A 20,643-nucleotide genomic window follows, 5' to 3' on the forward strand; every position below is an offset into this window, starting at 1 on the left:
GATGTAGATGATTTTACCAGGTGCCACATTAGGAATGCTTGGCGGCGGTCAGTTGGGCCGCATGTTTACCACCGCGGCCCAGACGATGGGCTACAAGGTTATTGTGCTGGATCCAGACAAAAACAGTCCTGCCGGAATTATCGCTGATCAGCATATCTGTGCCGCTTACACAGATGAAGCAGCCTTGACCGAGCTGGCTCAGCATTGTGCAGCAATCACTACCGAGTTTGAGAATATTCCCGCCAGCACCCTGGCCTTTCTCGAAAAACGTACCGTTGTGCATCCCTCCTCATCTGCTCTGGCCAGCACGCAAAACCGTAACATAGAGAAAAACTTCATTCGTGCGCAAGGCATTGCCACCGTGCCGTTTGTCCGCATAACCCATCGGGATGATTTTGCTGATATCAGCACTCAGATTAAATTCCCGGCCATTCTTAAAGTTGCCACCTTCGGCTATGACGGAAAAGGTCAGATTGTTTGTGAGGATTTACAGGCTGCTTATGAAGCATTTGAAGCTTTAGGCCAAAAAGAATGTGTACTGGAACAGCGAATCGATTTGGAGCGCGAGATTTCGGTTGTTCTGGCGCGTGGCGAAGATAGTCAGATCACCGCTTTCCCGGTCGCAGAAAATGTCCACATCAACGGAATTTTACATTCAACCACTGTGCCTAGCGCTGCCGCTGAAACACAGCAACTTGCTGCTATTGAAATGGCCAGTAAAATTGCTGATGGACTTGATTACGTTGGCACTATGGCGGTTGAGTTTTTCGTTTCCAAGCAAGGCGAAATCATTGCCAATGAAATTGCCCCTCGTCCGCATAATTCGGGTCATTACACACTGGATGCCTGCAGAACATCGCAATTTGAACAACAGGTACGCATGTTATGCGGTTTACCCGCTGGAAGTTCCAAATTAATATCCCCTGTGGTGATGATTAATCTACTGGGTGATGTATGGGGAAACAGTCAACCTGGCTGGGATAAGCTACTCAATAAACCAGATATTAAACTGCATTTGTATGGCAAGAGAGAAGCCCGTGCTGGACGCAAGATGGGCCACTTTAATGTTCTGGCAGACACTCCTGAATTGGCAATGCAATCCGCCAATACGGTGTTTGACGACATTAAAGCAGACTAATGCATAGCGTTACCATTGTTTACTGTACCCAATGTCGATGGATGCTCCGTGCGGCCTGGATGGCGCAGGAGTTGCTCAGCACCTTTGATGGAGAGATTGCAGAATTAACACTTAAACCGAGTACCGGCGGTACTTTTGAGGTTACAGCAGACAATCAGTTGGCCTGGTCTAGAAAACAGGAAGGCCGTTTCCCGGAAATTACTGAGTTAAAGCAGCGGGTCCGCGACATAATTGCCCCTGAGCAGGATTTAGGTCATTCGGATCGGAAAAAGTAAAATTCCACTTTGGTGAATTAAAAAAGGGACGTTTTCGCGTCCCTTTTTATTGTTAAGCGCTTTCCACTTTCTCACTAAAGCCACAATCCTTCTGCGGACAGACTTTTTCGGTGCCTTTGCTCTTGGTTGTCTTAATGGTCAATATCGGCCACTGACAATTTGGACAGGCTTCTTTGATCGGTTCGTTCCATAATGCATAGTCGCAGGTCGGATATTCCGAGCAAGAATAAAACACTTTGCCTCGGCGTGACTTGCGCGTCAGGATTTCGCCCTTATTACATTTGGGGCATTCAACGCCAGTATTTTCAGGCTGCTCCAGTGATTCAATGTGTTTGCATTTCGGGTAACTGCTACAGCCGATAAATTTACCGTATTTACCTGTACGTACCCACAAATCCGATTCACATTTCGGGCATTTACGCCCTTCAACCACTTCCGGCTCACTCGCGGTGGTTTCTTCACCATCAATATTGCGGGTGTAATCGCATTCCGGATAACCGGTACAGCCGATAAACCGGCCACTGCGGCCTAACCTGCTGGATAGTTTTTTACCACATTTAGGACAATCTTCATCCAGCAGTTCCTGAGTGACATCGCTACGCTGGACTTCTTTATCCTTGGTTTCGACCTGCTCTTTAAATGGTCCCCAGAAATTGCGCAATAAAGGAATCCACTCGGCTTCACCCCGCGACACCGCATCCAGATCATCTTCCAATTTGGCAGTAAAGTCATAGTCCACATAACGGGTAAAATGCTGAACCAGAAACTTGCCGACAACACGTCCCACATCGGTGGGGTGAAAACGTTTGTTAATCAACTCAACATATTCACGCTGCAATAATGTAGAGATGATGCTGGCATAGGTCGAAGGACGACCAATATCATGTTCTTCCAGACTTCTGACCAGACTGGCCTCACTGTATCTTGGTGGTGGCTCGGTAAAGTGCTGTTCAGGGCGAATGGCGACTAGATCAACAACCTCTCCGACTTCCATCGGCGGCAGGATGTTTTCATCTTTGTCACCCTTGGTATCATCCTTCCCTTCCAGATAAACACTCATGAAACCCGGGTTTACCACGGTAGAACCATTGGCGCGGAAGGTATTGCCCTTACCACAGCCCAGATCCACGGCAACGGTATTCAAAGTCGCGTGGATCATCTGACTGGCTAATGTACGCTGCCATATCAGGTTATAAAGTTTGTGTTGATCGACGGATAAATATGCTTTCATTTCATCCGGCGTGCGTAAAACTGAGGTTGGTCTTATTGCCTCATGCGCTTCCTGGGCATTTTTGGATTTGGTTTTGTATTCCTGCGGTTTGCCTGGTACCGATTTCGCCCCATAGCGCTGACCGATAAACATGCGAATTTCTTCAATCGCTTCTGCCGCCAGCGACACCGAGTCAGTACGCATGTAGGTGATTAAACCTTCTGCACCCTCACCGGTATCAACACCCTCGTATAATTGCTGTGCCACACTCATCGTGCGCTGAGCGCCAAACCCCAGCTTACGGGAGGCTTCCTGTTGCAAGGTAGAGGTAGTAAATGGTGCTGCAGGATTACGCTTGCGTTGTTTTTTCTCAACGTGGGTAACTAGCAGTTTACCTTCAGCCGCTTTTGTTAATGTCGAAACGACATCCTCAGCTTGCTCGGTATGACCGATGCTGAACTGGCTCAGCTTCTCATTTTTATAGTGGGTTAACTTCGCCTGAAACGGGGTTTTCTCAGCGGTGGCATCTGCTTCAATGGTCCAGTATTCCTGAGCTTTGAAAGCTTCAATTTCCAGCTCACGCTCGACAATCATCCGTAACGCAGGACTTTGTACCCGGCCAGCAGATAAGCCGCGACGTACTTTCTTCCATAATAACGGGGAAAGGGTGAAGCCGACCAGATAGTCTAGCGCACGGCGTGCCTGCTGAGCGTTAACCAGATCCATCGACAATTCGCGTGGATTGGCTACCGCATCATTAACGGCCTGTTTGGTGATCTCATGGAAAACAACACGGAAGGTTTCTTTATCTTTTAACACACCCTTCTTTTTCAATAACTCATACAGATGCCAGGAGATTGCTTCTCCTTCACGATCCGGATCCGTTGCCAGATAGAGCGTGTCAGCTTTTTTCATGGCCTTGGCAATCGCCTCGACATGTTTGCTGTTGCGATCAATCACTTGATATTTCATCGCAAAATCATTTGACGGATCGACGGCTCCTTCTTTGGGCTGTAAATCTCTCACATGACCATAAGATGCCAAGACTTCTACATCTTTGCCCAGATACTTTTTGATGGTCTTGGCCTTGGCCGGAGACTCAACAATAACGAGTTTTTTTCCCATATAATCCTGTACCAAAAATAGACGCTCTAAATAACACTGCCCGTGTAAAACGGGCAGTATTAAGGAGAATAAGAGCGGTCAGATTTAGTGAATAACCGCCTCCAAATCTTCAAACACCAGATCTTCCATCCAGGCATAAGCAACTTCTCGGCCCGGTTGATAAAACAGCACCATGAGTACGACCCACTTGAGCTGTTCCAAATCAATTTCTTCGCTGTCTAATGCCAATACACGTTCAATAACAACTTCGCGAGTTTCGACATCCAAAACACCGACCTGTTCCAAAAACAGTAAATAGCCTCGACAATGAATATCGAGACGCTCTATTTCACTCTCACTGAAAACACGAATATGTGTATTGGGATTGTCTGTCTGCGGAGCCACTACCGTCATATTGTCTAGCCAATCAAGTGCTTTGTGTATTTCCATTTCCTGAAAGCCGACCTGTTCTAATTCAAGCTCCAGGACATCTTTATCAGGCTGACTGCTATTTTCTGTATCGATATAGTTTTCGAACAGATAGAGCAACACATCAATTACATTTTCTTTCATCGGCTTCTCTGTTGTGGGCGTGATCAGGTTCCGTTTCGAACGTAACGTCCTCCAGGCAGTGAAGCAACCTGACCTTGCAGCTCCAGTAATAACAGCATGGATGAAACGGCATCAGCCGTCAATCCGCTTTTGTCAATAAGTATATCGATATGGATCGGGTCATAACCCAAAAACTCAAACAATAACTGGTAATCATTATCCAATTCTGCTTGCACCGATGCTTGCTCTAATGAGGTCGGTTTCTCCAAAGCTTGCGGAACAACCCCGGCAATGGCCCCCAGTTCTTCAATAATGTCATTTGCCGTTTCCACCAGCTTTGCTCCCTCACGTATCAACTGATGACAGCCCCGGGATAATGGATTATGAATTGATCCAGGAATAGCAAACACTTCACGACTCTGTTCCATAGCCATTCTGGCCGTAATCAATGAGCCACTTTTCACTGCCGCCTCCACGACCAAAGTGCCAAGGCTCAAACCACTTATAATACGGTTACGGCGAGGAAAGTTTTCCGCTTTGGGTGAAGTGCCTAATGGAAATTCAGAAACAATCGCCCCCCTTCGGCGATGTGATGTGCCAAATTTCTGTGTGATGCTGGATACACTCGATCCAAACCGGTACCAATCACCGCGATTGTTTTGCCAGATGCTGCCAGAGCGCCTTTATGAGCGGCAGCATCAATACCCGTGGCCAAACCACTGGTAATGACAATATCGCCCTGAGCCAGGTATCGCGCGAATTCAAATGCTGTGTCGCTGCCTGAAGCGGTCGGGTTACGACTACCCACAATCGCCAACTGCCAGTTGTTAAGCAGATTGATATCCCCCTGAACATACAATAAAGCCGGAGGATCAGGTATTTGTTGAAGCAACTCTGGATAAAGATGATGTTGTTGATCGATGACATGGCGATTATCAGCTGATAGCCATTCCAAATCTCGCTCAACCTGCTCCCAATCTGGCGTTTGTAGCGCCGAGACAATTTTTGGATCAACATCTTTTAATAAGCTTGGCGCTTGAAAAATATCAGCTGGTTGATGAACTTGCTGTAGCAGTTTGTTAAAAGTGGCTGGCCCTACACCGGGAATACGTTGCAGAGCCAGCTGACATGCCAGAGACAGTTGCGAAGCAGAAAATCTATGCAAACTGTTTCCTTTATTCTGCAGAACGCACCTTGTCAAAAAGGTGCATGGAGGTAGTTGCTTTCATCACAATCGCATAACTTACCTTTTCATAAAGCTTGAATACCAAAGCCTCCCCGGCGTGCACATCAGGCAGTGTCACCATCGCTTTACGATCTTCGCTGACGGCATCACGTATGGTTTTACCCGCTTTATATACGGAAAGAACATGGCCACTTTCCAGACCATCAAGTGTACCGAGATTTAGCACAATGATCTGATACTGACCCACCTGCGATACACCGTCAAATACCGAAATAATCATGCCATCCATTGGTTGTGATGGCGCACGGGGAATGAAGTTAAGTTCAAAATCCTCTTCTTCCACAGGCAACAACCTATCTCCCACCATCACTTCACGATTGGTATAGGTTAACCCCAGCGTGGAAACCTCTCCGGGCTCTTTCACCACAGCATCGCCTGTATATATAGCTTCAACGCCGAGCTCTTCGCCGGTATTGGGATCAAAATAAATCTTACCGCCACGGAACACATTAAATTCATTTTGCTCAGGATCAATAATACCTTTGGCATAAACAATATCGCCGGCTCCAGACAATAATCTTTCATCAGAAGTGGCAACAACATAGGGGGCAGCGTCAAGAACTTCAGCACCGACTACTCGAGGTTTCGTCAGAAAAGGTCGGATAATTGATAAAGGAATGGTATGGATGGCTTCATCCATTCGAATTTCACGCATTTCTGGTGAAAGTTTGTAAGTCTGCTGTCCACGGCTTAGCTTGAGTACTGGCCGACCATCACGATATACCAGCGTTAATTCATCGCCAGGATAGATAAGATGAGGGTTTTCAACCTGAGGATTTACCTGCCAGATTTCAGGCCAGTGCCAGGGGTATTGCAGAAATTTGGCTGATATATCCCAAAGTGTATCGCCTTTAACGACCACATAACGATCCGGATGATCAGGATTAAGGGCCACCTCATTTGCAAGCACTGAAGCACTCATCAACAGGGCGAAGAAACCTAAACAGATGTGACGTATCATCATAAAATCCTCATGGACGCTACAGGGCAGCCATTATCCCTGGACAGACAGCAACGGCTCATAGTGTCTAATAAGCGATTACACTAATCAAGTAATCCAGCAACAAACTTGGTTTATAATGTGTCGATATCTCGACTGGTTAAACTTTTTCAGTCTGGCAATACCAACTTACTTGACGGAGAACAGCATGAAATTAACGTTGTGTTTTATTATCGGCATTGCTGCCGTTATGATGAATTCCCTGGCTATTGCTGAAGGCGATATTGCTGCCGGAAAGGCAAAGTCCGCCGTCTGTTCAACCTGTCATGGTGCTGAAGGCATCGCAATTATGCCAGTTTATCCGAATCTCGCTGGACAGAATGCTGAGTATTTAGTGTCAGCGCTTAAAGCTTATCGTGATAAGCAACGCCAGGGTGGTATGGCCGCTATCATGCAGATGCAGGCGAATAACTTGTCAGACGAAGATATCGCCAACCTCGCAGCATATTACTCAAGTTTGAAATAACTGACTGCTGGTGAAATGATTTATAGCAGGTACTGAAATGGCTCAACTGAATATATTGCACTTCCCCGATCCCAGGCTACGTCTGAAAGCGAAGCCTATTGAAAAGGTAACGGATGAAATCCGCCAGCTGGCAAATGATATGCTGGAAACCATGTACGATGCTCCGGGCATTGGCCTTGCTGCCACTCAGGTTAATCAACAGAAACGGTTAATTGTTATCGATGTTTCTGAAGATAAAACCAGCCCGCTGTTTTTGATTAACCCCGAGTTAATTGAAACCGAAGGCGAACGTGAATTTGAAGAGGGCTGTCTTTCGGTACCGGAAGCTTATGAAACAGTTACCCGCGCTGACACGATCCGCGTCCGTGCATTGAATCTGCAAGGCGAACCGTTTGAAATGGATGCCGATGGTATTCTGGCAACCTGTATTCAGCATGAAATCGATCATCTGGAAGGCAAACTGTTTGTTGATTATCTTAGTAATCTCAAACGTCAACGCATCAAAAAACGGCTGGAGAAACACCAGAAACAAAAATTATAAGGACATCCATGCGCATCATTTTTGCCGGCACTCCGGACTTTGCAGCAACCACGCTGGCGGCTCTACTGACAACGGAACATGAAATTTGCGCCGTCTATTCACAACCGGATCGTCCGGCTGGCAGAGGTCGGAAACTGACTGCCAGCCCGGTTAAGCAACTTGCTTTACAACACCATATCCCGGTTGAACAACCACTCAATTTCAAAGCTGAAGCCGATCGAGCTACCCTTGCCAGTTATCAGGCAGACTTAATGATTGTAGTAGCCTATGGGTTATTGTTACCACAAAGTGTTTTGGACACTCCCCGACTGGGCTGCATTAATGTTCATGCCTCCCTGTTACCACGCTGGCGTGGTGCCGCTCCGATTCAACGTGCCATCCTGGCTGGGGATAAACAAACCGGTGTTTGTATTATGCAAATGGAAGCCGGACTGGATACCGGACCGGTTATCAAACGTGCAGAAATAGCCGTAGAAGCAAATGATACTGGCGAACAACTGCATGACAAACTGGCATTGCTGGGTGCCAACACCCTGCTGGAAACATTGAATAACTTTGAGGAATTACAATCTCAGGCTATTCCACAAGACGACAGAGAAAGCTGCTATGCCTCTAAACTCTTGAAAGCTGAAGCTAATATTGACTGGTCACAATCAGCACAGCAAATTGATAGGCAAATCCGCGCGTTTAATTCCTGGCCGGTTGCCCAAACCCTCTGGCAAAACAAAATGCTGCGGATCTGGCAGGCATCCGTTGTTGATTCACAAAACCATGCTATGAAACCAGGTACCATTATCCAGGCAGACCGTCAGGGAATTGATGTTGCAACCGGGGATGGCGTCATTCGCTTATTATCGCTCCAGGCACCTGGTAAAAAGGCCGTGCCAACCAATGACTTTCTGAATGCGCATCCCTTAAAAGCAGGCGACTATTTTGGCTAAAAGTAATTTATTATGCCCACGCAGTGCCGCCGCTTTAGTCATACAGAGGGTAATACAAGGCCAATCATTAAACACCGCTTTTGTAGATATCAGTAAACGACTGGATGAAACTCAACGCCCCCTGTTTCAGCAATTAACCTATGGTGTAATCCGTTGGTTTTTTGCTCTTGAAAGCATCCTTCAGCAATTACTTTCCAAACCGTTAAAAACGAAAGATGCTGATGTTCAGGCTTTGCTTCTGGTGGGTATATATCAGCTTCGCTCGTTACGCATACCTGATCATGCCGCCCTGTCAGAAACGGTTAACGCCAGTAAACGCTTGAACAAACAATGGGCAAGCGGATTAATCAATGCCTGTCTGCGAAATTATCAGCGCCAGCAGAAAACATTGGAAGAAACCCTGGCTGAACAAACAGTGACGGAATATGCTCATCCAGCCTGGCTGATTGAAAAATATCAGGCTGACTGGCCAGATTTGTGGCAAGACATTTTGTCGGCCAACAATCAGCAACCGCCGATGATGCTTCGGGTTAACAGCCGGGAATATTCCCAGTCGGAATATCTGGAGTTATTAGAAAAAGCCACCATTCCTGGCATCGCGATTGAAAACTGTCCTCAAGGGATCTTGCTGCAACAAGCCTGTGATGTATTTGCTTTGCCAGGTTTTGTAGAAGGTGCGGTTTCTGTGCAGGATGGTGCCGCGCAACAAGTAGTTGATTTACTTGATTTACAACCAAACCAGCGCATTCTCGATGCCTGTTCGGCACCGGGTGGAAAAACCTGTCATATTCTGGAAAGATTTCCAAATAATGAAGTTATCGCTGTGGATATCAGTCAGGAGCGGCTCAAGCAGGTTGAGGAAAATCTGTCACGATTGAATTTATCGGCAAATTGTCTCGCAGCGGATGCCAGCAATCCACAAAACTGGTGGAATGGTGAACAATTTGACCGTATATTGATTGATGCGCCATGTACTGGCAGTGGTGTTATCAGACGGCATCCGGATATAAAACTGCTTCGAAAAGCAGAAGATATCGAACAGTTGGTCAGACAGCAGCAAGCATTGCTGGATAATTTATGGCCATTACTGAAACCGGATGGCTTGTTAATTTACACCACTTGTTCTGCTTTGAAGCAGGAAAATGAACTACAGATAGAAGCATTTTTGCAACGCCAGCCCGAGGCAATGGAGCAGCTTCCATCCCGGGCTCCAGCTCGAAGAGTAAGCTTCGGCTATCAATTGCTACCGGGAGATAACCATCTGGATGGTTTCTATTATGCCTGCCTACGTCACCGTTAAACGTCTTCTGGCGTTTTTTTTGTTGCTGTTTGTCTCTGTGCAAACCGTACAGGCTGAGACATTTTACATAGAACAGGCACGCACCTCTCCGGCAGGCAACGGTTATCTATTGAATGCTTCTATCAGCTACCCGTTAAATGCCCGGGTTAAAGAAGCCCTCTATAATGGAGTGCCAATTACCTTTGTACAGGAAATCCAGCTAATCAGAAGTTATCCGGTACTGGGAGAATGGTGGCAATGGCAGAGTAATATCTGGTCCAATGAAATACGCTATGTATTGCGTTATCACGACTTGTCTCAGCAATATCTCTTACATTCCATGGACACCAAAACGCATCGCAATTTTACGACCATGGAAAGTGCATTAAGCGCCATGGGAGAGATTAAAGATTTCAGTCTGCCACCACAACATACGCTAGATACCAGTGACCTGACTCTAAGAGTTCGCAGTCAGATTGATTTAAACGCGCTGCCTTCGCCTATGCGGCCTGGAGCGTTTCTGTCAAATAAATGGGATTTAGCCAGCGATTGGTATGAGGTGGCATGGCCTTCCAATTAATAAGAGGTCTCAGCTCGGGAACTGCACCGTATTTTTCACTGGCTTTATTATTATTAATATTGGCCTACATGCTCAGTGCGGCTACCCAGGACACCTCTCGTCTCAGTGATTTATTTCTTTATATTTTTGGCCTGGGGCTAGTCTGCCTGCTGTTACTGGCCGGGATCCTGGCCCGGGGGTTATATCGACTTTACCGTGACTTCAAACGCAAAGCGCCTGGCTCCCGCCTCACACTGAAACTGGTCAGCTTGTTTGTGCTGCTGATCGTTGGGTCTACCAGTATTGTTTACGGGTTCTCCGTACATTTTCTGCAACGTGGCATCAATAGCTGGTTTGATGTAAAAGTCGAACAGGCTTTGGAGGACTCACTGGAACTGAGTCGTAGCGCATTTGGTATTCGTATGCGTACCTTACTCCGTCAGACACGAATGATGGCCGGTGTATTATCAGAACTACCGGACGCACGACTCACCAATAGCCTGCGAGAACTGGTGCAACTAAGTGGTGCACTGGAAATCAGTATCTGGAATATGCAAGGTCGACTGGTAGTCTCCAGCATTGAAAATCCGGCCATTATTATCCCCAATGCGCCTGATGAATCTATCGTACGTCGTCTGCAACAAGGTGAAGACTATATAGGTCTGGATCCGGCAGCTAATGATGAACTGCAATTACGTGCAGCGGTAATGTTGCCACGAAAATCCATTCTCGCCGAAGAACGCTATTTACATGTGGCTTTTCCGGTCAATGACCATTTGAGTTCATTGGGCAAAAATGTTCAGGATGCCTATACCGACTATAAAGAGCTGAGCTATTTACGCAAACCGTTAGTGACCATATTTACCTTGACGTTGAGCCTGATAGTTTTCCTGACCATGCTCGCCTCAATCTGGTTTGCGGTATGGATCTCTCGACGTATGGTTCAACCCTTGCAGGAACTGGCAGAAGGGACTCAGGCTGTTGCCTCAGGGAATTACAATATGCAACTTACCGCCTCAGGTCATGATGAAATCGGTTTTCTGGTACGCTCTTTCAACCAGATGACCCAACGCCTGACACAAGCCAGAAATGCCTCAGACAGAAGCCATCGCTTACTGGAACAACAGACCAGTTATCTGACCACTGTATTGGGCAGCCTATCAAGCGGGGTTATTACCATTGATAATGATCTGTACCTACGCACCGCCAATTTGGCCAGCAGTCAGATCCTGGGCGTCAATTTACAGCAAAGACTGGAAAGCTCTTTAGATGCTCTGGCCAAGCTTAATGACAATCTGCATAGCTTTGCCTTACTGATTCAAAATTACACCTTCAAGTCCGTCGCCTGGCAACAACAGATAGAGCTGCAGCAAACCAAAGGTCGTCAAACCTTAATGTGTCATGGTACCCCCCTGCCCGGTCAAACCGGCTGGGTGATTGTATTTGATGACATCACAGCCCTGTTACAGGCACAGCGAAATGCCGCCTGGGGCGAAGTTGCCAGACGCCTGGCACATGAAATTAAAAATCCACTTACTCCCATTCAGTTATCTGCTGAACGTTTACAACATAAATACGCGTCATTGGTGCCACCGGATCAAACCGAGACATTACAGAAGCTCACTGATACTATCGTGCAGCAGGTTGAGGCCATGAAAGATATGGTCAATGAATTTTCCGACTATGCCCGCAGCCCGGGTTTACAGTTTGAAACGGTGTCAATTGGTGAATTGCTAAGGGAAGTACTAACCCTTTACCAGAGTCATTCCAACCATCAATTTATTTTATTGAACAGTCCAACAGACATTCGTATAAAACTTGATAAAAACCGCATGCGGCAGGTATTTCATAATCTGTTAAAAAATGCCATTGAAGCCAGTGAAGAAGCCGGTAAACCTGTAGATATAGCCATTAGTTACCACATTATTGTGCAGCAGCATATGCCATGGCTGGAAATCACTTTCAATGATCAGGGACCGGGGCTTCCACAAAACATGGTGGACAAATTGTTTGAGCCTTATGCAACCACCAAAACCAAAGGAACCGGGCTGGGACTGGCGATTGTCAAAAAAATCATTGAAGAACATGGCGGGGATGTCTGGGCAGAAAACCTTAACCCCGAAGGAGCAGGTATAATAATCCGGCTACCACTGGAGGAAGACTAGGCGTGAGCAACGAAAAACCACTGATTTTAGTTGTCGATGATGAGCCCGATATTCGTGAACTCATTAAAGATATTCTTGAAGACGAAGCCTACCGGGTAATCACCGCAAGCAATGGTGAAGAAGCGCGTCTTGTCTTTACCCAGAAACAGCCTCAACTGGTCTTGCTGGATATCTGGATGCCCGATGTTGACGGAATTACACTGCTTAAGGAATTCAAACAACAGAACACTGGCGTCACTATTGTGATGATGTCCGGCCATGGCACCATTGAAACCGCTGTCGAAGCCACCCGCTCAGGTGCCAGCGATTTTATTGAAAAACCATTATCCATGGCCAAACTGCTTCGTGCGGTTGAATTAGCCATTGAAAATCGAGCAAAACAGGCCGCCCAGCGTCATGAGTTTGCATTAGAACCCGTCGGTAAAAGTGCCAAAATGACTCAGCTTCGTGAACAGGCTGAACGCATTGCCGGACACGAAATGCCTATTCTGCTGATTGGCGAAGGCGGTACTGGTAAACACTGTTTTGCTTATTATCTGCATAGACTGGGCCTGTACAACAATGGCAAATTTATTGAGGTTAGTCCGGAAAGTTTTCCACCAGACAGTCACAAACTAATTTCACTGGCCAAAAACAATACGCTGTATATCAATGATGTCGCCTTACTCAGTGATGAAGCTCAGGCCTTGCTGCAGCATTTACTGGAAAGCGGCAGATTAAAAGAGTGTCAGTTGATCTGTGCTACCCAGTTGGGCCTTGATAAATTCATCGCCCGCGGCGACTTCAGTGAAGGTTTGTTTTATCAGCTCAATACCATCACTTTGCAACTACCTGCTTTACGTGATCACGTTGAGGACATTCCCGAACTGGTACACTTTTTTGTCGATCAGCAAACCACCCAGGCCGATCTGCCTTATCGTCGTTTTACTGTCGCCGCACAAAATCGTCTCCGCAATTATGCCTGGCCGGGCAATGTGCTCGAACTGAAAAACGTTATCCAGCGATTGCTGGTTTTGGGTGATTCCGATGATATTGACGTCGATGATGTGGAAACCGCACTGCAGTCAGAGCAGCCACCTCAAGCGGATGATGTCACCGGTATCAATTTTGACCAGCCTTTACGCGAAGCACGCGAACAGTTTGAACGAATATATCTGCTGCAAAAACTGCAGGAAACCGATGGCAATGTGGGAAAAGCCGCTAAATTAGCTGGCATGGAACGCACCCATCTTTACCGAAAACTTCGAGCACTAGGCATTGATAGTAAACAAGTATAAGGGTTTGTAATGAAGATTCTGATCCTCGGTGCCGGACAGGTTGGCGCTTCAGTTGCTGCCACCCTTGCTCGGGAAGATGACGACATTACCCTGGTCGATACCGATGCCAATAGCCTTCATAAACTTCAGGATCATTACGATATTCGAACGGTACAGGGACTTGCCTCACATCCTGATGTGCTGGAACGGGCTGGTGCAGCAGATGCCGATTTGGTGCTGGCAGTCACTAATAGTGACGAAACCAATATGGTGGCCTGCCAGATTTGTCATACGCTGTATAACACACCCACCAAAATTGCCCGGATCCGTACGCCGGAATACCTCACCAAACCTGAATTATTCAGTAACGAAGCCATTGCCATTGATGTATTAATCAGCCCTGAACAACTGGTGACTGATTATATTGAAAGATTAATCAGCCACCCGAATGCCTTACAGGTGCTGGATTTTGCCGATGGACTGGTTCAGCTGGTAGCGGTGAGAGCTTTCCATGGCGGGCCATTAGTGGGTAATCCCCTACGCGAATTACGTAAACATATTCCCAAAACCGAAACCCGGGTCGCCGCTATTTTTCGTAATGGTAAAGCTATTCTGCCGGAAGCTGAAACGGTTATCGAAGCAGATGATGAAGTTTTTTTATCGCAGCCAGCAAAGATATCCGCTCGGTGATGGCTGAATTGCGGCGGCTGGAAAAACCTTATAAAAGGATTATGTTGGCCGGCGGTGGCAATATCGGAATAAGATTGGCCCGAGCGCTGGAGCATGATTATCAAATCAAAATCATCGAAGCCAATAGTGCCCGAGCCGATTATTTATCAGAAGAGTTATCAAAAAGTATCGTTCTGCTTGGCGATGTGGCCAATGAAGAATTGCTCCGCGAAGAAGAAATCGACAATGTGGATTTGTTCTGTGCCCTGACCAATGATGACGAGGCGAATATCCTTTCAGCCATGCTGGCCAAGCGTCTGGGGGCTCGCAAAGTGCTGTCGCTGATTAATCGTGCTGCTTATGTGGATCTGGTAGAAAGCGGTACCATCGATATCGCCCTGTCCCCCCAACAAGCCACTATCGGCAGTTTGCTGGCGCATATTCGTCGTGGTGATATTGTGGCGGTGCATTCATTGCGTCGTGGGGCTGCTGAAGCTTTGGAGGCCATTGCTCATGGCGATAAAAGCTCATCGATGGTGGTGGGACGACGCATTGATGAAATTGACTTGCCACCAGGCACTTCTATCGGGGCAATTGTTCGTGGGGAGGAAGTGATTATTGCGCATCGCAATACCTTGGTTGAAGCAGAAGATCATGTGATTCTGTTTTTAACCAATAAACGTTATATCAAAGAGGTAGAGCGTTTATTCCAGGTAGGATTCACTTTCTTTTAATTTATGTCTTACTCACTTAAACATCATTTTCTCATCGCCATGCCCACGCTGATAGACAGTTTTTTCTATCATTCGGTAATTTATTTGTGTGAACACGACGAAGAAGGCGCGATGGGGCTGATTATTAATCGTCCAACCCGAATCATGATGCAGGAACTGCTTAATCATCTGCAGATTACCAACAATTCTGAATGGGCGATTAAAACAGCCGTTTTGTTTGGCGGGCCAGTACAGAAAGATCAGGGCATGGTAGTGCATGATGGTGGTGAAAAGTGGAAAAACACGCTGAAGATTACTGATGAAACATTTTTAACCACTTCCAGCGATATCCTGGAATCATTAGGCACCGAGAATGGCCCACCTCATTCGATTGTGACGCTGGGATATGCTGCCTGGGAAGCCGGTCAACTGGAACAGGAAATAGCCGATAACAGCTGGCTTACTGTTCAGGCAACCCCGGAACTGCTTTATGAAACACCTGCTGAAGAGCGCTGGCAGGCGGCAGCAAAATTACTGGGCATTGATATTAATCTGATGTCTAATACAACAGGTCATGCATGAGTACCGAGAAAAATATTCTCGGCTTTGACTTTGGTATGAAGAGTATAGGTGTCGCGGTTGGACATCATTTAACCCATACCGCCAGAGGCATCGCTGCTTTATCGGCTCGGGACGGGATTCCAGATTGGGATGATATCGCTAAAATAGTGGCTGAATGGCAGCCCGGACTTATCGTTGTGGGCTTACCGCTGAATATGGATGGCACCGAACAATTAATGACTGCTGCTGCCAGAAAATTTGGCAATCGGATGAACAATCGTTTTAATATCCCAGTGGTCTGGCAGGATGAGCGTTTAACCACATTCGAAGCGCTCGACCAAATGGGAATACGCAGTAAAATGCAGACCGACAAACGTAGTGATGTCGATAAACTCTCGGCTCAAATTATTCTTCAATCATGGCTGGACCAACAATGACAATGCCCAAAACATCAGCAGAAATTCAGAACCTGCTCGAAGAGATGGCTGAAACCATACGCGAAGAACTTGCGGATAAAGACCCGTTGCTGGTGGGGATTCATACCGGCGGGGTCTGGGTAGCAAAAGCATTGCAGAACATTCTAGGAGAAGACTTTTTTGATGCCCCGCTGGGTACATTGAATATTGCCTATTATCGTGATGATTTCACACGTATTGGCATGCACCCCCAAGTGTCTCCATCCGATCTGCCTTTTGAAGTCGATAATCGTCATCTGGTTCTGGTGGATGATATTTTTTACAGTGGCCGCACTACCCGCGCGGCGCTGAATGAAATTTTTGATTATGGCCGCCCTGCGAGTGTCACATTAGCGGTGCTGATCGAGCGAAATGGCCGCGAATTACCGATTCGCCCGGATATTGTTGGCGCCTCCGTCATTTTGCCGCGTAATCAACATCTGAAATTGCGCAATAAAGATGGCTTACAACTGGAGATCCGTGCAGCTGGAGCACTTAATGCCGAGTAACCAACTGACAGAGAGCGGCCAGCTAAGACATTTTCTGACCATTGAAGGTCTGAAACGCCCTTTATTAACCGAAATTATGGATCGGGCTGAACAGTTCTCCGGAATCAGCCACCGCCAGGTAAAAAAGTACCACTGTTACGCGGCAAAACCATTATCAATCTGTTTTTTGAAAACAGTACACGTACCCGTTCTACTTTCGAACTGGCCGCCAAAAGACTTTCAGCCGATGTGATGAATTTTAATATCAACACATCAGCCACCTCCAAAGGCGAAAGCCTGCTTGACACCCTGCATAATCTTGAAGCCATGCACACTGATATGTTTGTGGTTCGCCATAATCAAAGTGGTGCGGCCGAGTTTATTGCACAGCATGTGGCGCCACATGTCAGCGTAATTAATGCTGGCGACGGTTGCCATGCTCACCCCACCCAAGCCATGCTGGATATGTTTACCATCCGCCGCCACAAACAGGATTTTGCCAATTTACGCGTGGCGATAATTGGCGATATTCTGCATTCGCGTGTGGCACGTTCGCAGATTCAGGCTTTAGCAACACTTGGGGTTGGTGAAATCCGCGTTATTGGTCCACAGACTTTATTGCCAAGAGAAAGTCAGACCCTTGGCGTACATGTTTATCACGATATGGAAAGTGGCCTTGAAGGGGTCGATGTGGTGATAACCCTGCGCCTGCAACTGGAACGTATGCAAGGAGCGTTATTACCCAGCGCACGAGAATATTTCCGCTGTTACGGACTAACGGAAGAAAAACTCAAATATGCCAAACCGGATGCCATTGTTATGCATCCCGGCCCCATTAATCGAGGCGTAGAAATAGCATCATCGGTTGCTGATGGGCCGCAATCCGTCATCCTGGAGCAGGTAACCCACGGCATAGCTATCCGTATGGCGGTAATGTCGATGGCGCTGGCCAGTCAATCAGAACAGGCAGAGATCGAAGAATGAAGATTTGTATTCTAAATGGTCGCGTCATTGACCCTGCCAGCCAGCTGGATATTGATCACAATATCTATATTGAAGACGGAAAAATTGTTGCCATAGCAGAAGATTTGGCAGGGTTTGATGCCGATATTGAAATTGATGCGTATAACAAAATTGTCTGTCCAGGCCTTGTGGATCTAAGTGCACGGCTACGTGAACCCGGCCAGGAACACACGGCAACAATTGAAAGTGAAACACGTGCTGCGGTAGCTGGTGGCATCACCACACTCGCCGTTCCCCCTGACACAGATCCGGTTATAGATAATCCGGCAGTGGTGGAATTGATAGAAGATCGTGCCAAGAAAGCCGGCCGTACCATGGTGTTGACGGTGGGCGCATTGACCCAAAAACTTAATGGTGAACTACTGGCTGAGATGGCTGCTTTAAAAGCGGCTGGCTGTGTCGGTGTCAGCAACGGCGTAACCGAGATTAAAAATACCGTAGTCTGGAGGCGTGCACTTGAATATGCCGCCACGCTGGATTTAACGGTGTTTATCAATGCAGCTGATGCCTGGTTGCAGAAACAGGGGTGTGTACATGAAGGTACTGTCAGTGCCCGGCTGGGGTTATCCGGTATTCCGGAAAGTGCAGAAACCATCGCCGTGAGCCGTGATTTGATTCTAATCGAACAAACCGGAGTACGCGCTCACTTTCATAGTTTATCTACAGGTAAAGCGGTTAAACTGATTCGTGAAGCACAGGATCGGGGGCTACCTGTCACTGCCGATGTCAGCGCCCACCACTTACATCTTTGTGAACATGACCTGGGTAATTACGATAGTTTCAGTCATGTGATGCCACCTTTACGAGGTGTACGGGATCGGGAACAGCTAAAACAAGGCCTGCGCGATGGTGTTATCCAGGCAGTCTCTTCTCATCATCAACCGTTGGATGCGGATGCCAAACTGGGTCCATTTGCAGAAACGACGCCAGGGCTTTCAGCGCTGGAAACCCTGCTACCTCTTACCCTTAAATTAGTGGAAGATGATGAAATCAGCCTGCATCAGGCTATCGCCAGTCTGACCTGCCAACCCGCAGCTATTCTGGGTATTGACGCTGGACAGCTCAAAGCCGGTGCCAGTGCAGATATCTGTATTATTGACCCGGATGTGCAATATGACTGCCTGCCATCAGCTTTTATCAGTGCAGGCAAAAACAGTCCGTTTGGCGGCTGGTTGTTCCAACATCAGGTCAGCCATACCCTGTTTCAGGGTAAAGTCGTTTATCAACGCGAGCCTAACTAACCCTCCCGGAGTCTTCAAAATGACTATTATCCGTTATTGTTTCCGATTTCTTGGCCTGATGGCATTAACCATAGCCCTCTCAGCCTGTACTCCCGAGGTCGGCTCGGATGAGTGGTGTGTACATATGAAAGAGAAACCCAAAGGCGACTGGACCGCAAATGAAGCCGGTGCCTATGCGGAGCATTGTCTTCTTTGATGGTGACAGAAAATAAATTATATGCTCTGGATTTTGACGGGGTAATTTGTGATAGCGCGATTGAAACCGGTATAACTGGCTGGCAAGTCGCAACGCAACTCTGGCACGACATGCCTAAAGATTTGCCTGAGCAAATCATGATTGATTTTCGCTATGTCCGACCGGTTATGGAAACCGGTTTTGAAGCCATCTTAATTTGTCGGCTGTTATTTGAAGGATTAAACCCCGACCTTTTAATGTCAGACTTTTCCAGACAAATAGACGCTATTTTATCTCGAGATCAGCTTGATACCACAGAATTGAAAAAACGCTTCGGCGAGTACAGGGATAACTGGATTGAAAATGATTTTTCGGGTTGGATAAAAATGAACCCGCTTTATACGGGTATCGACAAACTGCTGCAGCAGATTCCATTGTCCCAGCTTTTTATTATTACTACCAAGCAGGAACGTTTCGTTCGGGCCATTCTTCAGGCAAACCAGGTAGACATTATCCCGACGCATATTTACGGATTAGATCGTAAATTGAAAAAACCGCAAATCCTCAACGACTTGCAACAATCACACCCTCAAACAACCATTTTATTTATTGAAGATCGTCTGCCTACCCTATTGGATGTTATCCACACTCCATCGCTATCCACTATCCAGTTATATTTGGCTAACTGGGGGTATAACACCACTCATGACATGCAAGCTGCCCGGCAGCATCCACGAATAAACACCTTGGAAACACCCTCTTTGTCTGACTTGAAATACTGCTGATATAAAACGTATTGTCATCCATTATAGTGACGCAAATAACTGACATTGCTTGAGGCCACTTAAAAGGCATCCGTGTGTAATTCATTTGAGCCATTAGCCTAATAAAATGCTGTCAGCCATCCATCTATCACATCGATAACGCGTTATATCATCAGATAGAAATTTGCTCATACATACCCGGGGTAGGTTGATCTGTGGATATACTGATTCCGGCCAATAATAGTGGCCAGCTAGTTTGATGGGGGGGGATTTCTACTACAAACAATTTTTCTGAAGTTTGAGCAGATTTATATTGGTAATGATAGTTATAGCGTGGAAACGAGCGTCGGATGGTAAGTTTCACTGGTTATCCTGGTATCACCTGTTTCGCTTTATTAATTGAAACAAACTTGATAACCAGGCAGCACTAACTATGAGGGAAAGGTCTACCAAAAAAATGGCGGAGCGGACGGGACTCGAACCCGCGACCTCCGGCGTGACAGGCCAGCATTCTAACCAACTGAACTACCGCTCCGCGACCTGATGGTTTACATACAACCGGTCAGGAAGCGTGCAAGAATACAGTAAAAATTCAAAAGGTGTTAGTCTTCAACAGAAAAAAACCAGCATTCCTCACTAACTATCTGAATTAATGGCCATTAAACGATTTTAATGATTGAACAAATTCAGCGCTGGCGATAAATAACAGACAAAAAAATCCCCCGGGAGCTTCTATCATCAGCTCGCGGGGGAATCCTATTTACATAGCTTCAGCAGCTTGTACCGCTTTATTGACCAGACGTTTTGCTGCACCCTTGGCGC

Annotated in this window: 19 protein-coding genes, 1 tRNA gene and 3 pseudogenes; 17 read left to right on the plus strand and 6 right to left on the minus strand. The window is 46.8% G+C overall.

What is annotated here, in order from left to right; translation table 11 throughout:
• The first annotated feature begins 7 nt into the window (after positions 1-7).
• Both AC08OG_RS00355 and AC08OG_RS00360 read left to right on the plus strand, forming a co-directional pair.
• Positions 8-1,138, plus strand: coding sequence for a 5-(carboxyamino)imidazole ribonucleotide synthase (locus AC08OG_RS00355; protein ID WP_292358522.1), 1,131 nt, complete (start codon positions 8-10; stop codon positions 1,136-1,138).
• Positions 1,138-1,413, plus strand: coding sequence for an Rdx family protein (locus AC08OG_RS00360; RefSeq protein WP_292358523.1), 276 nt, complete (start codon positions 1,138-1,140; stop codon positions 1,411-1,413). The genes AC08OG_RS00355 and AC08OG_RS00360 overlap by 1 nt, the downstream gene beginning before the upstream one ends.
• Before the next feature lie 52 nt (positions 1,414-1,465).
• On the opposite strand, the gene topA is transcribed toward AC08OG_RS00360, so the two are convergent.
• From topA to AC08OG_RS00385, 5 genes and pseudogenes are all read right to left on the minus strand, one after another.
• A complete protein-coding gene (topA, locus tag AC08OG_RS00365; RefSeq protein WP_292358525.1) occupies positions 1,466-3,748 on the minus strand; it encodes a type I DNA topoisomerase in 2,283 nt (760 codons plus the stop codon).
• A gap of 84 nt (positions 3,749-3,832) precedes the next feature.
• The gene (locus tag AC08OG_RS00370) at positions 3,833-4,300 is read right to left on the minus strand and encodes a Smg family protein (protein ID WP_292358527.1); all 468 of its coding nucleotides are present in this window, start codon (positions 4,298-4,300) and stop codon (positions 3,833-3,835) included.
• 23 nt (positions 4,301-4,323) lie between these two features.
• Positions 4,324-4,611: a DprA-like winged helix domain-containing protein gene (locus AC08OG_RS00375; protein WP_482930561.1), complete on the minus strand. Its 288-nt coding sequence runs from the start codon at positions 4,609-4,611 to the stop codon at positions 4,324-4,326.
• 27 nt (positions 4,612-4,638) lie between these two features.
• Positions 4,639-5,480 (minus strand): annotated as a pseudogene (gene dprA / locus AC08OG_RS00380) (DNA-processing protein DprA); the annotation flags it as partial.
• On the minus strand, positions 5,455-6,486 hold the full coding sequence (locus AC08OG_RS00385) for a LysM peptidoglycan-binding domain-containing protein (protein WP_414673343.1): 1,032 nt from the start codon (positions 6,484-6,486) through the stop codon (positions 5,455-5,457). The pseudogene dprA and the gene AC08OG_RS00385, both read right to left, overlap by 26 nt.
• Positions 6,487-6,673: 187 nt before the next feature.
• Here AC08OG_RS00385 and AC08OG_RS00390 point away from each other — a divergent pair, with 187 nt between their 5' ends.
• The 15 genes and pseudogenes from AC08OG_RS00390 (at position 6,674) to AC08OG_RS00460 (ending at position 19,842) form a co-directional block, all read left to right on the plus strand.
• Complete coding sequence (locus AC08OG_RS00390; protein WP_292358533.1) at positions 6,674-6,991, plus strand: c-type cytochrome; 318 nt, start codon at positions 6,674-6,676, stop codon at positions 6,989-6,991.
• A gap of 37 nt (positions 6,992-7,028) precedes the next feature.
• Complete coding sequence (gene def / locus AC08OG_RS00395) at positions 7,029-7,532, plus strand: peptide deformylase (RefSeq protein ID WP_292358535.1); 504 nt, start codon at positions 7,029-7,031, stop codon at positions 7,530-7,532.
• Between the two features lie 8 nt (positions 7,533-7,540).
• Positions 7,541-8,473 carry a methionyl-tRNA formyltransferase gene (gene fmt / locus AC08OG_RS00400; RefSeq protein WP_292358536.1) on the plus strand — a complete coding sequence of 311 codons (933 nt, stop codon included), beginning with the start codon at positions 7,541-7,543 and terminating at the stop codon, positions 8,471-8,473.
• On the plus strand, positions 8,466-9,773 hold the full coding sequence (rsmB, locus tag AC08OG_RS00405) for a 16S rRNA (cytosine(967)-C(5))-methyltransferase RsmB (RefSeq protein WP_292358537.1): 1,308 nt from the start codon (positions 8,466-8,468) through the stop codon (positions 9,771-9,773). The genes fmt and rsmB overlap by 8 nt, the downstream gene beginning before the upstream one ends.
• Complete coding sequence (locus AC08OG_RS00410; protein ID WP_292358538.1) at positions 9,751-10,332, plus strand: DUF4390 domain-containing protein; 582 nt, start codon at positions 9,751-9,753, stop codon at positions 10,330-10,332. Before rsmB ends, AC08OG_RS00410 begins: the two co-directional genes overlap by 23 nt.
• A complete protein-coding gene (locus AC08OG_RS00415; protein ID WP_292358540.1) occupies positions 10,317-12,476 on the plus strand; it encodes an ATP-binding protein in 2,160 nt (719 codons plus the stop codon). Before AC08OG_RS00410 ends, AC08OG_RS00415 begins: the two co-directional genes overlap by 16 nt.
• A gap of 2 nt (positions 12,477-12,478) precedes the next feature.
• Entirely contained in the window at positions 12,479-13,753 is a 1,275-nt protein-coding gene (locus AC08OG_RS00420) for a sigma-54-dependent transcriptional regulator (RefSeq protein WP_292358542.1), read from the plus strand.
• 9 nt (positions 13,754-13,762) lie between these two features.
• A pseudogene (gene trkA, locus AC08OG_RS00425) lies at positions 13,763-15,135 on the plus strand (Trk system potassium transporter TrkA).
• A 3-nt stretch (positions 15,136-15,138) separates the two neighbouring features.
• Complete coding sequence (locus AC08OG_RS00430) at positions 15,139-15,696, plus strand: YqgE/AlgH family protein (RefSeq protein ID WP_292358546.1); 558 nt, start codon at positions 15,139-15,141, stop codon at positions 15,694-15,696.
• Positions 15,693-16,112, plus strand: coding sequence for a Holliday junction resolvase RuvX (ruvX, locus tag AC08OG_RS00435; RefSeq protein ID WP_292358548.1), 420 nt, complete (start codon positions 15,693-15,695; stop codon positions 16,110-16,112). Before AC08OG_RS00430 ends, ruvX begins: the two co-directional genes overlap by 4 nt.
• Entirely contained in the window at positions 16,109-16,639 is a 531-nt protein-coding gene (gene pyrR, locus AC08OG_RS00440) for a bifunctional pyr operon transcriptional regulator/uracil phosphoribosyltransferase PyrR (protein WP_292358550.1), read from the plus strand. Before ruvX ends, pyrR begins: the two co-directional genes overlap by 4 nt.
• A pseudogene (locus AC08OG_RS00445) lies at positions 16,629-17,602 on the plus strand (aspartate carbamoyltransferase catalytic subunit). The gene pyrR and the pseudogene AC08OG_RS00445 overlap by 11 nt, the downstream one beginning before the upstream one ends.
• Positions 17,599-18,882, plus strand: a complete 1,284-nt coding sequence (locus AC08OG_RS00450; protein WP_292358553.1) for a dihydroorotase — start codon at positions 17,599-17,601, stop codon at positions 18,880-18,882. The pseudogene AC08OG_RS00445 and the gene AC08OG_RS00450 overlap by 4 nt, the downstream one beginning before the upstream one ends.
• Before the next feature lie 19 nt (positions 18,883-18,901).
• Complete coding sequence (locus tag AC08OG_RS00455) at positions 18,902-19,078, plus strand: DUF3012 domain-containing protein (RefSeq protein WP_292358554.1); 177 nt, start codon at positions 18,902-18,904, stop codon at positions 19,076-19,078.
• Positions 19,078-19,842: an HAD family hydrolase gene (locus AC08OG_RS00460; protein WP_292358556.1), complete on the plus strand. Its 765-nt coding sequence runs from the start codon at positions 19,078-19,080 to the stop codon at positions 19,840-19,842. The genes AC08OG_RS00455 and AC08OG_RS00460 overlap by 1 nt, the downstream gene beginning before the upstream one ends.
• 437 nt (positions 19,843-20,279) lie before the next feature.
• Here the strand turns inward: AC08OG_RS00460 and AC08OG_RS00465 are convergent.
• A tRNA-Asp gene (locus tag AC08OG_RS00465) sits at positions 20,280-20,356 on the minus strand.
• Between the last annotated feature and the right edge of the window lie 287 nt (positions 20,357-20,643).

The sequence above is a fragment of the Methylophaga sp. F7 genome (assembly GCF_056863975.1).

What these genes read in the sequence shown, in the direction of transcription:
- def (WP_292358535.1), top strand. Translation starts at nt 7,029, where the DNA reads ATGGCTCAACTGAATATATTGCACTTCCCCGATCCCAGGCTACGTCTG.
- AC08OG_RS00385 (WP_414673343.1), bottom strand. Translation starts at nt 6,486, where the DNA reads ATGATACGTCACATCTGTTTAGGTTTCTTCGCCCTGTTGATGAGTGCT.
- AC08OG_RS00355 (WP_292358522.1), top strand. Translation starts at nt 8, where the DNA reads ATGATTTTACCAGGTGCCACATTAGGAATGCTTGGCGGCGGTCAGTTG.
- AC08OG_RS00360 (WP_292358523.1), top strand. Translation starts at nt 1,138, where the DNA reads ATGCATAGCGTTACCATTGTTTACTGTACCCAATGTCGATGGATGCTC.
- AC08OG_RS00430 (WP_292358546.1), top strand. Translation starts at nt 15,139, where the DNA reads ATGTCTTACTCACTTAAACATCATTTTCTCATCGCCATGCCCACGCTG.
- topA (WP_292358525.1), bottom strand. Translation starts at nt 3,748, where the DNA reads ATGGGAAAAAAACTCGTTATTGTTGAGTCTCCGGCCAAGGCCAAGACC.
- ruvX (WP_292358548.1), top strand. Translation starts at nt 15,693, where the DNA reads ATGAGTACCGAGAAAAATATTCTCGGCTTTGACTTTGGTATGAAGAGT.
- pyrR (WP_292358550.1), top strand. Translation starts at nt 16,109, where the DNA reads ATGACAATGCCCAAAACATCAGCAGAAATTCAGAACCTGCTCGAAGAG.
- AC08OG_RS00460 (WP_292358556.1), top strand. Translation starts at nt 19,078, where the DNA reads ATGGTGACAGAAAATAAATTATATGCTCTGGATTTTGACGGGGTAATT.
- AC08OG_RS00390 (WP_292358533.1), top strand. Translation starts at nt 6,674, where the DNA reads ATGAAATTAACGTTGTGTTTTATTATCGGCATTGCTGCCGTTATGATG.
- AC08OG_RS00410 (WP_292358538.1), top strand. Translation starts at nt 9,751, where the DNA reads ATGCCTGCCTACGTCACCGTTAAACGTCTTCTGGCGTTTTTTTTGTTG.
- AC08OG_RS00450 (WP_292358553.1), top strand. Translation starts at nt 17,599, where the DNA reads ATGAAGATTTGTATTCTAAATGGTCGCGTCATTGACCCTGCCAGCCAG.
- AC08OG_RS00415 (WP_292358540.1), top strand. Translation starts at nt 10,317, where the DNA reads ATGGCCTTCCAATTAATAAGAGGTCTCAGCTCGGGAACTGCACCGTAT.
- AC08OG_RS00370 (WP_292358527.1), bottom strand. Translation starts at nt 4,300, where the DNA reads ATGAAAGAAAATGTAATTGATGTGTTGCTCTATCTGTTCGAAAACTAT.
- fmt (WP_292358536.1), top strand. Translation starts at nt 7,541, where the DNA reads ATGCGCATCATTTTTGCCGGCACTCCGGACTTTGCAGCAACCACGCTG.
- AC08OG_RS00455 (WP_292358554.1), top strand. Translation starts at nt 18,902, where the DNA reads ATGACTATTATCCGTTATTGTTTCCGATTTCTTGGCCTGATGGCATTA.